Consider the following 13294-nt stretch of genomic DNA (forward strand, 5'->3'; position numbering starts at 1 on the left):
TTAGAATTTAAACTTTTGAGGTATTTTAATCAGAATTATTTAAATTCGTTAAGAATAAAATTCAACCTTAAAATATGTTAGTAAAGAAAAACTCGGGCGAGTTAATCCCATATGATCCAAAAGCTTTAAAACGTTCGTTAACGAAATCTGGTGCAAAAAAAGAGGAAGTTGAAGAAGTTTTCGAATTAGTTTCGAAAGATCTTTACGATGGAATTCCGACCAGAGAATTGTATCGCATTGCTTTTGCTCATCTCAAAAATTATAGAAATTCGTATGCAGCGCGTTATAGCCTAAAACGAGCTTTGAGAGATTTGGGACCAGAAGGATATTATTTCGAAAAATGGGTTACTCGAGTGATGGATGCAGCAGGATTTCAGTCGATTCATTCACAAATTGTACAAGGAAGTGCTGTAAGACATGAAATTGATGTTGTAGCAATGAGAGATGAAAAGTTATGGTTCTGTGAATGTAAATTCCGAAATGATCAAGCAGCTAAAATTTCGGTTACTACACCGATGTATTTTTTATCAAGAATAAAAGATGTTCAAGAAAATACCTATTCTTTTTTTGGTCGAGAATCAAAATTAACAAGAGGAATTTTGATAACTAATGCTCATTTGACAAAAGATTGTATAGACTTTGCAAATTATTATGGAATTGGATTGATTTCTTGGGATTATCCTGAAACAAATAGTATCAAATATTTGGTTGATAATGCGGCTTTGTATCCAATTACATGTTTAACGACTTTGACGCCAGAGCAAGAAAAAGTTCTTTTGTCAAAAGAATGTATTTTGGTGAAAGATTTACAACAAAATAATAAGTTTTTAGATTCATTGAACTTGTCTCAAGAACAACGAAACGAAGTTTTGGAAGAAACGAATGAATTGTTAGAAATCGAGAATTTTACGTGCGAAATTGCTTAAAATGAAATAAAAAAGAAGCTCAATATTGAGCTTCTTTTGCTTTATAATTCTTTAAAAATCTCAAAACTATCTTTGTGATCGCACCAAAATTCATCCAAATTAATCATTCGATCTTTTAGGAACGGAATAATTTGCGGCCAATCGGTTTCTCTAAAAATACTAATGTTTTCTAAACGTATTTTTATTGTCGAAATCATTTTTCCGTCTTCGTCATAATCTTCTTTTGTCCAAATCCATTTTTCGCCAAGATAATTTTCCAAAACATTTTCATATTCCTCAAACTGTTCATAGATCATCAGTTGAACTGACGGATCTGGATGCGAAATTTCAATCGAAACCTCTGCAAACTTGCGTTCGACATCCGTTCTAAAATAAACACCTTTTATATCCGTTTTGTAATTTATCCAATTAATACGCGTTCCTTCGGCATTCATCTGCAATTTCATATACGTTCCATACGAAATCCAAAAATCCTTTTTTATGCGATAAGCATCTTCTTTTGAAAACAAATTGATTATTTTTTTACAAAAATCGGTTTAATATTCTATTCAACAAAATTTCGAGAAAAATAGCTTGGATTGATTCTTGTTCTATTACATTTGAACAAATATTTTTAAAAAGTAAATATGAAACTATTTTCTTTCCTTGGTTTAATGGGAATTTTGGCTTTTTCTACTGTAAATGCACAATCTGTAGAAACTGTAAAATATGAAGCTTTGCACGAAAAAATAGCAAATTATAAAGATCAAATTGTGGTGGTTAACTTTTGGGCAACGTGGTGCGCACCTTGTGTAGAGGAGATTCCTGCGTTTATGGAAATTAATGAAAAATACAAAGACAATCCAAATTTCAAGATGTTGTTGGTTTCGTTGGATCGACCAAAAATTATCGATAAAGTAAAGAAATTTATGGTTGACAATAAGATAAATGCAGAAGTTGTTTTGTTGGATGATACCAAACGAATGAATGAATGGATTCCGTCATTTGATCCGAAATGGGCAGGAAATATTCCTGTGACAATCATTTACAATAAAGGAGAGAAAAAGGTTTTCCATGATCAAGCCATGACAAAATATGAATTAGAAGATTACATTACCGAATATCTTAATTAAACGATAAAACTCCTGAAAATACTTTTAGGAGTTTTTTATTTTTTGTAAGTTTATACTAACATAAAACTACAAAAATGAATAAAAAACATATTAGAAAAGATGTTATTCAACATTTAATTCAATTGAAACAAAATGAAATTGATGCGTTAAAAGAATCTGAACGAATTTATGCTGAAGGAGCAGATTTAGACGAAGAATCAAGTTTAGAGTTAGATGATTTTGCACAACAAAGTCAGTCGACAGATGCAGCGAGAAGTTTACGAGTTCGTATCAATCAAGCAACTGAAGATTTAGAAAATTTTAAAGCGTTAAAACCTGAATTGGTTGACGAAATTACAGAAGGAAATGTTGTGTTTACAGATAAAGTGAATTTTGTAATTGGTTTATCTTTCAAAGATTTTGAATGGGAAAATAAAAAGTTTGTTGGAATTAGTACACAAGCGCCTATTTTTGATGCTTTAGTTGGAAAACGAGCTGGAGATAAATTAGAATTTAATGGAATCAATTATACCATAGAAGAAATATTATAACATGCCAAAAATACATACAATCGATCTTAATTTTCAGAATGAAAACGAAGCAATCGCATCTTATTTAATCGAAACTGAACAAGGACCAATCTTGGTTGATCCAGGGCCATATTCAACTTTTGAAAATTTGAAAGCGGGAATTGAAGCGTTAGGTTGGCGAGTAATCGATATCGAAAATATCTTAATTACACATATTCATTTTGATCATGCGGGTGCTGCATGGAAATTTACTGAACAAGGTGCAACAATTTTCTTGAATCCAATTGGTTTACCTCATCTAAAGAATCCTGAAAAATTGTGGGAATCTGCAAAAATGATTTATGGCGATGATATGGATCGTTTATGGGGAGAAATGAAACCGATTGATGAAGAATATTTGGTTGGTTTGGCAGATGGACAAAGTGTGGAGTTTGGTGATGCGGTTTTTCAGACTGTTTATACGCCTGGACACGCTGTTCATCACAATGCTTATGTGTTGGATGATGTTATTTTTACAGGAGATGTAGCAGGAGTGAAGATCGAAAACGGGCCTGTTGTACCGCCTTGTCCGCCACCAGATATTAATATCGAATTGTGGAAAGAATCGATTGCTAAATTGAGAAAAATTAATGCAAAAGGAATTTATCCGACGCATTATGGCTATCACGAAGATTTAGAAAATCATTTTGATCAATTAGAAAAATCGTTGGATGATTGGTCTAATTATATCAAACCGATGTATGATGATCAAATTCCGACAGAAGAAATTGTGCCTGTTTTTGTCGATTATGTCACAAAAAACTATAAAGATTTAGGTTTGACAGAAGATCAAATTCAGTTGTATGAATATGCCAATCCATGCTGGATGTCTGTTAATGGACTAATGCGTTATTGGAAATTAAAAGAACAAGGAAGATTATAAATGAAATGCTGTCAAATTTTGACAGCTTTTTTTATTCTATTTTTAATTCATATTGTTCAACCAAAATATTTCCCGTAGAATTTAGAATTTCAGTTCCGAATTCAAACGAAGATAAATAGACGTTTTGCCTAATATAATTTCGTTTATTCATCTCATTTATCAACTCCATCACATTTACTTTTCCCGAAGTTCGTTTTTCTTTTCGCACAAAAGCAATATAATCCCAGCTTGTATTCAAATCTTTTTTGATGATATGACCTCTGTAAATATCATATTGTCCAAATGTTGTAAAAATATTTCCAACTTTTTTACCAAATGGCTTGAATTTATTATAATCTTCGCAAATCATCACTTCAATTCCGATGGTTTGTAGAGCGACTTTTGGCGAATTGTGTAACCAAAAATCAAAAGCTAAATTATATTTTTTGTCATTAACCTCTAACTTCGTTTTATACTCAACTTCAAATGTTTTTACCTCATTTATATTCTTGAAATAATTATCAGTTTTGATGTCAGCTAAATTAAACCAAGCACTTTCTCCAAACCAAATTTCAGGATAACCCACCACGCCATATTTCTTGCCAGGTGTTTGCCATTTCCAACCAGCAGCTGTGTCAGTTGTGAAAATTGTTTGCGAATAAACACCTTTTTTTATTTTGTGTTCGCCCCATTTATTGTTGTTAATTTCATATTTCTGCCATTTTATGGTCGCTCCATTTTCTGACTTTTCTTGATTAGATTGTTGACTAAAACTAACAATCGAAAAAGAGAAAAATAAAATATTTAAAAGTTGTTTCATCATTTATATTAATTAAAAAAGGATGCAAAAGCATCCTTGTAAAAATATGAAATTGTGATGATTATAATCGAATTAATTTATCTTTTGCAACTTTATAATCTACTAATAAGTCGTCAAAAACTTCTGCAACTGTCGGAATAGAATCGATTAATGACGAAACTTGACCAATTTCTAATTCTCCATTTACCAAATCACCTTCAAACATTCCTTTCTTAGAACGACCTTTACCCAAAAGCTCTTTCAATTCTTCTGTGGTTGTACCTTGTTGATATTTTTCTTGAACTTGAGTATAAAATTCGTTTTTAATCAATCGAACAGGCGCTAATTCTTTCAATGTAAGTTGCGTGTCACCTTCTTGTGCATTTACAATTACATCTTTGAAAGCTCGATTAGCAGACGATTCTTGCGTTGCGGCAAAACGAGAACCAATTTGTACTCCATCTGCACCTAACGCAAATGCTGCCAAAATTTGAGAACCTGTTCCAATTCCTCCAGCAGCAATTAATGGAATATCGATTTGACGTTTCACATTCGGAATAAGACAAAGTGTAGTCGTTTCTTCTCTGCCATTATGTCCGCCAGCTTCAAAACCTTCTGCCACGACAGCATCGACACCTGCATCTTGCGATTTTTGTGCAAATTTGGCACTACTGACAACATGCGCAACAGTTATTCCTTCTTTTTTTAAAGTTTCTGTCCACGTTTTTGGATTTCCAGCAGAAGTAAAAACAACTTTTACATCTTCCTCCACAATAATCTGCATAATTTCTTCAATATTTGGATAAAGCATTGGAACATTAACGCCAAAAGGATGATTTGTAGCAGTTTTACACTTCTTTATATGTTCTCGTAAAACGTCAGGATACATGCTTCCAGCACCTATTAAACCTAGTCCTCCAGCATTACTAACAGCCGACGCTAATCGCCAACCGCTATTCCAAATCATACCTCCTTGAATAATTGGGTATTTTATTGCAAATAATTTTGTTATATTCGTGTCCATTTTTCTATATTTAGGGATAAAAATAATTAAATCTAAAAGAAGAAAAAATTTAATTTTAACATAAAGACTGACAGTTTGACTTTGGCAGATTATTTGATTTGCAAAAAAACGTAAAAATCGAATAAATTAGAGTTTAATTGTCTCTACTAATAATAAAAAAATAAAACTATGTATTGGACTTTAGAATTGGCATCTTATTTAAGTGATGCACCTTGGCCAGCAACAAAAGATGAATTAATTGATTACGCAATTCGTACTGGTGCACCTTTGGAAGTTGTAGAAAACTTACAATCAATTGAGGATGAAGGAGATTCTTACGAAAGCATTGAAGAAATTTGGGCTGACTATCCAACGGACGACGATTTCCTTTGGAACGAGGACGAATATTAAAAATAAAAAAGCCCAAATTGGGGCTTTTTTCGATTCTATAATCTATAACTAACATAGTTAACGTATATTTGCATCTTAATTAGTCTCAAATATATTGTGGCTAATTTTGACGAAGAACGCAGAAAAATATGAATATTTTAAACAAAATTTTACAAGGTTTCTTAGGTGATAAGAATGCCAAAGATGTAAAAGAATTACGAAAATATGTTGACTTAGCGAATGAAGCTGGTCAAAAGCTTAGTTCATTAACAATTGATGAATTAAGAGGAAAAACAGATGGATTTAAAGCTCAATTAGTTGAAGCTACAAAAGATCTTAAAACTCAAATTGAAGAGTTAAAAAAACAAGTTGAGGAAACAGAAGATTTTGGTGTAAAAGAAGATTTATACGCTAAAATCGACAAAATCAATAAAGAAGCATACGAAGTAGAAGAGAAGATTTTATTAGAAATCTTACCAGAAGCTTTTGCTGTAATGCGCGAAACAGGGAAACGTTTTACTGAAAACGAAACGTTAGAAGTTACAGCTTCTGAGTTTGATAAAGTTTTGGTAAATCGTGGACACGATTTCGTTTCTCTTAAAGATGATAATACTGCAATCTGGAAAAACTCTTGGGATGCAGCAGGTCGTCAAGTAACATGGGATATGTCTCATTACGATGTTCAGTTTATTGGAGGTACCGCTTTACACTTAGGTCGTATTGCGGAGATGCAAACAGGGGAAGGTAAAACGTTGGTTGCAACTTTACCAATTTACTTAAATGCACTAACTGGTCGTGGAGTTCACTTAGTAACGGTGAATGATTACTTGGCAAAACGTGATATGGCGTGGATGCGTCCAATTTTCTCTTTTCATGGTTTATCAGTAGATTGTATCGATAATCACCAACCAAACTCTCCAGGTCGTCGCGATGCGTATGCATCTGATATTGTTTATGGAACAAATAACGAATTTGGTTTCGACTATTTACGTGACAATATGGCAAATACACCAGATGCTTTGGTACAACGTGAATTAAATTTTGCGATTGTCGATGAGGTCGATTCAGTTTTAATTGATGATGCTCGTACACCATTGATTATTTCTGGTCCAGTTCCACAAGGAGATCGTCACGAATTTGATGTATTAAGACCAAAAATTGATCGTTTATATCAAATGCAACGTGAGATGTTAGGAAAAACATTAAACGAAGCAAAAACATTATTCAAACAAGGAGATTTAAAAGAAGGTGGTTTCAAATTATACCAAGTTTACCGTGGTTTACCAAAATACAAACCATTAATCAAATTCTTATCTCAAGATGGTATTCGTGCTCAATTACAAAAAACAGAAGCGCATTTTATTCAGGATAATAACCGTGAAATGCCAAAAGTTGACGAGCATTTATACTTTGTTATTGATGAAAAACAAAATCAATCAGATTTAACAGATAAAGGAATCGAGTATTTGTCTAAAGGAATGGAAGATGAAAATTTCTTCATTTTACCAGATGTTTCGACAAATATTGGAGCAATTGAAAATTCAGGAAAAACTAAAGAAGAAATTCTTCAAATGAAAGAAGAATTTTTCCGTGATTTCTCAATCAAATCTGAGCGTATCCATACTTTAAGCCAATTGTTAAAAGCATATACATTATTCGAAAAAGATATCGAGTATGTTGTGGTTGAAGGTGAAGTAAAAATCGTTGACGAATCGACAGGTCGTATTATGGATGGTCGTCGTTATTCGGATGGATTGCACCAAGCAATTGAAGCGAAAGAGAATGTAAAAATTGAAGCAGCTACACAAACGTTTGCGACAATTACATTACAAAACTATTTCCGTATGTACAATAAGTTAGGAGGTATGACTGGTACAGCGGAAACTGAGGCAGGTGAGTTCTGGGAAATTTACAAATTAGATGTTGTTTCTATTCCAACAAACCGCCCAATTTTACGTAACGATAAAAACGATATTGTTTTCAAAACAAATCGTGAAAAATATAAAGCAGTAATCGAGGAAATTGTTCGTTTATCTCAAGATGACAAACGTCCAGTTTTAGTTGGTACAACTAATGTTGAGATTTCTGAGTTATTATCAAAAGCATTAAAATTACGTGGAATTAATCACAATGTTTTAAATGCAAAATTACACAAAAGCGAGGCTGATATTGTAACAGAAGCTGGTAAACCAGGAGCTGTAACAATTGCAACGAATATGGCTGGTCGTGGTACCGATATTAAATTAACGAAAGAAGTAAAAGAATCTGGAGGTTTAGCAATTATTGGTACTGAACGTCACGATTCTCGTCGTGTAGACCGTCAGTTACGTGGTCGTGCTGGTCGTCAAGGAGATCCAGGATCATCTCAATTCTTCGTTTCATTAGAAGATTCATTAATGCGTTTATTCGGTTCAGAAAGAATTGCAAAATTAATGGACCGTATGGGACACAAAGATGGTGATGTGATTGAACATTCTATGATTACAAAATCTATCGAGCGTGCACAGAAAAAAGTAGAAGAAAATAACTTCGGTATTCGTAAACGTTTGTTAGAGTATGATGATGTAATGAATAAACAACGTGAAGTAATTTACAAACGTCGTCACAATGCATTATTCGGAGATCGCTTGGAAGTTGATATTGCAAACATGATTTATGATGTTGCAGCTTCTGTTGTAAAATCTAACAAAGATTTCGAAGATTTTGGTCAATATGAATTAGATTTAATTAAATTCTTTACAATGGGAACTCCTGTTACAGAAGATGAATTTAGATCTAAATCAATCAAAGATTTAACAAATATTACATACGACGCAGCAATTGAAGATTACAAAGCACGTATGAAATATGTTGCAGAAACAGCTTTCCCTGTAATTTCTAATGTTTTCGAAAATCAAGGACATATGTTCTCTCGTATTCAAGTGCCATTTACAGACGGAATTCGTCAAATGACAGTTGTTTGTGATTTGAAAGAAGCATACGAATCTCAAGGTAAAACTTTAATCAAAGATTTCGAAAAATCTGTTGTTTTAAGTTTGATTGATGATAACTGGAAAGAGCACTTACGTGATGTTGATGACTTACGTAAAACGTCTCAAAATGCGGTTTACGAGCAAAAAGATCCGTTGGTTGTTTACAAACAAGAATCTTTCCATATCTTCCAAAGAATGTTGGATACAGTGAATAAAGAAATTATTTCGTTCTTGTTCAAAGGAGAATTACCAAATACTCAAAAAGAAGAATCTGTAGAGGAAACTGAATCAGTAAACTAAAAAGATTTTTTTATATAACTTTAACCCTTTCTGAAATTTTCTGAAAGGGTTTTTTGTTATATTTATATGATTCAATTTTAATAGAAAATGATAAAATATTATAAAGCAATAAATAATAGAATTTTGATACTTCTTACAATTTTGATTAATTTATCTTTAATCAGTTGTGATAAAAATGAATTTGAAAATAAAATAACTGATTCCAATTGTTTTTGGTATATATTTGAATATGACAGTATTAATAATTATTTTAAAAATATTAATTATGGCTATAAATTTTTAAATAACGGACAATATAAATTTATGCATTATGATTATTCTTCTAATAAATTATCTGAATTTAAAGATGTTATAAATGATATAAAAAAAACAAATAAATGGTCATATAATAAAGATAATAATTTATTTATTTTTAATAATTGGGAACATAAAATTATTTATAACTCAAAAGACACCATCGTTTTAGAGCATATAGATGTCCCTAAGAAATATATTCTTATTAATTTGGGGTATAAAAATCCTGATATTCTAAAAAAATATAAACGTTAATATTTTAATTTACTTCATTCAAAATAGACGTTTAAAACCCTTACTAATTAATTTAGAAATACTTTTTTTAGTATTTTTACATCAACTACTGAACTTGTTTTCAGTATCAAATTATTAAAATTTTAAACAAATGAAATTTGCATACTTACACGGCTACCAAGGTTTTGTAACAGATGAAAAGAGAGAATATTTAGACTCTTTGGGAGAATGTTACGCACCAACAATTGATTACGATAATGCACCAACTTTGATTCAAGATTTGGTAGAGCATTTTACAAAAGAACCAATCGAATTTATTGCAGGAACAAGTTTGGGCGGAATGATAAGTTATTATTTGGGATTATTGTTAAATGTTCCTGTTTTGATGTTTAATCCTGCTGTAATTGCAGTAGAACGTTTAAAACCATTTTTGCCAGAACAATTATTAAAAGGAGTTCCAACAAAATCAAATTTAATTTTTACAGGTTTAAAAGATGATGTGATCGAACCAAAATTTCAGATTGAATTTGTAGAAAATCTTCAAAAACAAAACGGAAACATCGAACAAGTTTTCGATGCTGAAATGACACATTTAATCACATTAGAAGAATTCGAAAAAGCGTTTGAAACTTTTTTGGAGAAGTGATAATATAAAAAGGTGAATATTATTTTAATTAAATGATATTCACCTTTTTTAATATATTAAATTCTTTATTTTTTCTTAAAATTATGAGATATATTTCCCCAAAATAAAAATTCATCTTTATGAGTAAAATCTTTTGGTGAATTAACAAGACTTGGAAAAAAATCTGCATCAGACCACAATCCAAAAAAATCACCTTCTACATTAGCTGAAGAACCATTCGTTTTAGAAATAATATTAAATGCAAAGTAATTTCTATAGACATGGAATGTGTTAGTTTTTTTATCAACTTTACCGAAAACAAATTCTAATGTATCATAATTTACAATTAATAAATCGTTTTTATATGCACTTTTTAGTCGTTCAACTTCATCGTCAATACTTGTAATAATTACAGAATCTTTTTTCAATTCAATACTTTTGTATGGGGTCTCATCATACGTTGGCCAATGTGTTTTTAGAAAATTTAATGCCTCTGAGGGATGGTTTTCTCCGTCTGGCCCTTTATAATATTTGTAATCTGTAAAAGGACTAGTATCAGTATATGTGTAAATTCCATTAATAGTTGGTGAATTTTCTAAGGGAATAATAATTTCGTCTTCGTTGCACGAAATAATTGCAAATAAACCCAAAATAGCTATTAATTTTTTCATAATGTTAATTTAGTTTTTTATAAAAATAGAAAAATAAAATAGATGATAAACAAAAAAACGAACCAATTGGTTCGCTTTTTTGTTTAATATCATTTTTTTTTACAACCCCAACATTTTAGGACCTTGTTCGAAAACAACATCAACTGGAATATTTTTGGTTTTCAAGACATCTAAATCTTTTTGTAAATCTGCATGAATAGTTCCTTTGTCAGTATATAATTTTTTTACACCATCATAATCTCCATTTCCTTGAAGTGTCAAAATTAATTCTGATAAACCATTCATTGCTTTTTCCATTTTAGCAACATTTACTTTGTAACGACCATTTGGAGTTTTTTCGAAAGCACCATTTTCAGCAAAATAGTTGAACGCAATCATATTCGCTTGTCCGTGAGCAGAACTCGCTCCAAAACGAACTGAACGTAAAATTCCAGCCAAGAAAGTCACAAAATAATCTTCTTGTGTTCCTGTCAATTCACCTTTTTTCAATAATTGATTGACCATATACAAACCAAGAATATCAGCTTTTCCTTCTTCTAAAGCTGAATTAGCTTCTTTTAAAGCATCACGAACTGAACCTTTTCCATTCACCGTATTTTTGATTCCTAAACCATGCGCCACTTCGTGAAACATAACATTAGAAAAGAATGCGTCAAATTTGATGTTTTTCTGTTGGCTTTCATCAATCAAAGCAGTTGCAATAGGCGCAAGAATTTTATCAAACTTCGCTTTCATAGCATTTTTTAATTGCAAACGACGTGTTCCTTTTTCCAATTGAACTTTTTCATCATTTGGTAAATTAATCGCAATTGTTTTTCCTGCCGCATTGCAATCTCCCGCATAATACACAACATCATAGGCATTAAGATCCGAATCAGTTCCAGGAACTTCTTTTTTGTAGTTTGCAGAAACAGGTAAATTCTTCTGTAATTCTGGTAAATATTGAACAAATTTTGCCAATTTTTTCGACCATTCGATATCTTTTACTAAAATATATGCAGAATAGGAAGTTTTATATCCAAATAATTGATCTTCATAATTTTCAATCGGACCAACCACCATGTCAATATTTGCATTTTTCATATCCATCCAAGCCAAATCACTTGCATAGAAATCATCGCTCACCAAAGCTGCAGCACGTAATTTTAAATAATTTTTAAGTCCAGTATCTTCTGCTAATTCAGAAGCTTTTGTCAAATATCCAGCAGCTTTTGATAATTGATTTTTGAAATTTTCGTTATACGGAATCGAATATAATTTTCCTTCGCGATTACGACGAATAATAGAGTAGGGCGATTTGCCATCTTTGATATTCGCTTGTTCAAATTCCTCTTTCGTCATATCAATAGGATAGAAAGTTGCACCTGCAGGTTTTGCTCCAATACCGTTTATAAAAGGCGCTTCGTTATTCAATCTATCCCAAGGACCATAGTTTATTTTTGCATATTCTTTGGCTTCACCTTTCGTTTCGTCCATCAAATCTATTTTAGCGCCATAAGCTTGTTGCCAAAATAAATCGTCCATAATATCAGCCGTTTTGAACATCAAACGTAAAATCTCTTTTTCGTTTTTTGTTAAATGCGAAATATCTGTTGTTAATGGAACTTGAGCATAATATTGAAAAGCATAATCTTTTGTCATTTCTGTTGAGGTTTGAGTTGATTCTGTTGCTGTTTTTTGAGTTGAACAAGAGCTTAAAACTCCAGCAAAAGCAATCAATCCCAAGAATATTGATGATTTTTTCATTTTGAATGTTTTGGTAAATTTAAGGAGAAATGGGTTTTTGAATTAAAATAATATTTACTATCAATTATAGTTTTCTCTAGACAGATCTTCAAAGTGTTCTTTGTGTGTGAGATACATTATTTTATCCATTAAAAATCCAATAATTAAAGGTGTAGGAATAAATATTAGCGCAATGGTAGTGTAATTTTTGAATTCATTTTCCTCAAGTATAAATACATTTATACTAAATCCGAGTACTAAAAGTATTAAGGCATAAAATATTGAGACGATGATTCTGTTTTTTCTATGAAAATATTTTTTGAAAAGATAATTATAAGCAATTGAGAATAAAATAATAATTAAAAATGGATAAACTAACCTAATCATGAGAACTGATGTCAATAAGTAAGTATATAGAAAATCACCAATACACCAAAAATTACTAATACTACAATCTGAAGTTGAATAGCTCATAAAAGATATTATTGGTATTGTAAAAATGAATATTGTAGCTATGATAATTAATATATGTTTTAATATGTACATATTGATTTGGTTTAAATGGTTGATGAATTAAAGTACTAAATCATTCAATTGGCATTCCTAAATTTTTATAATATACATTGTTGATATAAAAGTATCCATAAGAAAATTGATATTTTTTAAGATTTTCAAATAAAGTATCTATATTGAAAATTTCAAGCTGATTTGATTTCAGGTTTGGAATATTTTCTATATTAAATGTATATTTTTCTTTTTTACATTTATCACAATACTTCTTTCCTCCAGCAATTGTATAATATTTGTAACCGTTTCGCGGGTTCAGAAAACTA

14 protein-coding genes are annotated in these 13294 nt (G+C 31.1%); 8 read left to right on the top strand and 6 right to left on the bottom strand.

From position 1 onward, the window contains the following. Positions 1-74 precede the first annotated feature (74 nt). Positions 75-926 carry an ATP cone domain-containing protein gene (locus B3R94_RS07530; protein WP_291099808.1) on the top strand — a complete coding sequence of 284 codons (852 nt, stop codon included), beginning with the start codon at positions 75-77 and terminating at the stop codon, positions 924-926. Positions 927-967: 41 nt separating this feature from the next. Here the strand turns inward: B3R94_RS07530 and B3R94_RS07535 are convergent, their stop codons facing one another. Continuing rightward, a complete protein-coding gene (locus B3R94_RS07535; protein ID WP_125350185.1) occupies positions 968-1435 on the bottom strand; it encodes a DUF4268 domain-containing protein in 468 nt (155 codons plus the stop codon). Positions 1436-1552: 117 nt separating this feature from the next. Here B3R94_RS07535 and B3R94_RS07540 point away from each other — a divergent pair, with 117 nt between their 5' ends. The 3 genes from B3R94_RS07540 (at position 1553) to B3R94_RS07550 (ending at position 3469) form a co-directional block, all read left to right on the top strand. After that, positions 1553-2038 carry a TlpA family protein disulfide reductase gene (locus B3R94_RS07540; protein WP_291099811.1) on the top strand — a complete coding sequence of 162 codons (486 nt, stop codon included), beginning with the start codon at positions 1553-1555 and terminating at the stop codon, positions 2036-2038. Between the two features lie 74 nt (positions 2039-2112). Beyond that, complete coding sequence (locus tag B3R94_RS07545; RefSeq protein WP_038332187.1) at positions 2113-2568, top strand: hypothetical protein; 456 nt, start codon at positions 2113-2115, stop codon at positions 2566-2568. A gap of 1 nt (position 2569) precedes the next feature. Next, a complete protein-coding gene (locus B3R94_RS07550) occupies positions 2570-3469 on the top strand; it encodes an MBL fold metallo-hydrolase (protein ID WP_291099815.1) in 900 nt (299 codons plus the stop codon). 31 nt (positions 3470-3500) lie between these two features. On the opposite strand, the gene B3R94_RS07555 is transcribed toward B3R94_RS07550, so the two are convergent. Continuing rightward, positions 3501-4268, bottom strand: coding sequence for a GH12 family glycosyl hydrolase domain-containing protein (locus tag B3R94_RS07555; RefSeq protein WP_291099818.1), 768 nt, complete (start codon positions 4266-4268; stop codon positions 3501-3503). A gap of 61 nt (positions 4269-4329) precedes the next feature. Continuing rightward, positions 4330-5271, bottom strand: coding sequence for an NAD(P)H-dependent flavin oxidoreductase (locus tag B3R94_RS07560; protein ID WP_038332178.1), 942 nt, complete (start codon positions 5269-5271; stop codon positions 4330-4332). A gap of 168 nt (positions 5272-5439) precedes the next feature. Here B3R94_RS07560 and B3R94_RS07565 point away from each other — a divergent pair, with 168 nt between their 5' ends. The 4 genes from B3R94_RS07565 (at position 5440) to B3R94_RS07580 (ending at position 10086) form a co-directional block, all read left to right on the top strand. Continuing rightward, on the top strand, positions 5440-5661 hold the full coding sequence (locus B3R94_RS07565) for a DUF2795 domain-containing protein (RefSeq protein WP_019976296.1): 222 nt from the start codon (positions 5440-5442) through the stop codon (positions 5659-5661). A gap of 128 nt (positions 5662-5789) precedes the next feature. After that, a complete protein-coding gene (gene secA, locus B3R94_RS07570; RefSeq protein ID WP_291099821.1) occupies positions 5790-8912 on the top strand; it encodes a preprotein translocase subunit SecA in 3123 nt (1040 codons plus the stop codon). Between the two features lie 87 nt (positions 8913-8999). After that, positions 9000-9461 carry a hypothetical protein gene (locus tag B3R94_RS07575; RefSeq protein ID WP_180904777.1) on the top strand — a complete coding sequence of 154 codons (462 nt, stop codon included), beginning with the start codon at positions 9000-9002 and terminating at the stop codon, positions 9459-9461. Between the two features lie 130 nt (positions 9462-9591). Further along, complete coding sequence (locus B3R94_RS07580) at positions 9592-10086, top strand: YqiA/YcfP family alpha/beta fold hydrolase (RefSeq protein ID WP_180904776.1); 495 nt, start codon at positions 9592-9594, stop codon at positions 10084-10086. 65 nt (positions 10087-10151) lie between these two features. Here B3R94_RS07580 and B3R94_RS07585 read toward each other — a convergent pair whose 3' ends face one another. The 3 genes from B3R94_RS07585 to B3R94_RS07595 form a co-directional block, all read right to left on the bottom strand. After that, positions 10152-10736, bottom strand: coding sequence for a hypothetical protein (locus B3R94_RS07585; RefSeq protein ID WP_180904775.1), 585 nt, complete (start codon positions 10734-10736; stop codon positions 10152-10154). Positions 10737-10835: 99 nt separating this feature from the next. Further along, complete coding sequence (locus tag B3R94_RS07590) at positions 10836-12482, bottom strand: dipeptidyl-peptidase 3 family protein (protein ID WP_180904774.1); 1647 nt, start codon at positions 12480-12482, stop codon at positions 10836-10838. 565 nt (positions 12483-13047) lie between these two features. After that, the coding region (locus B3R94_RS07595; RefSeq protein ID WP_291099861.1) for a hypothetical protein at positions 13048-13294 on the bottom strand (247 nt) is incomplete at its 5' end.

It is taken from the genome of Empedobacter sp. UBA7611 (genome assembly GCF_002484365.1).
GTDB lineage: Bacteria > Bacteroidota > Bacteroidia > Flavobacteriales > Weeksellaceae > Empedobacter > Empedobacter falsenii_B.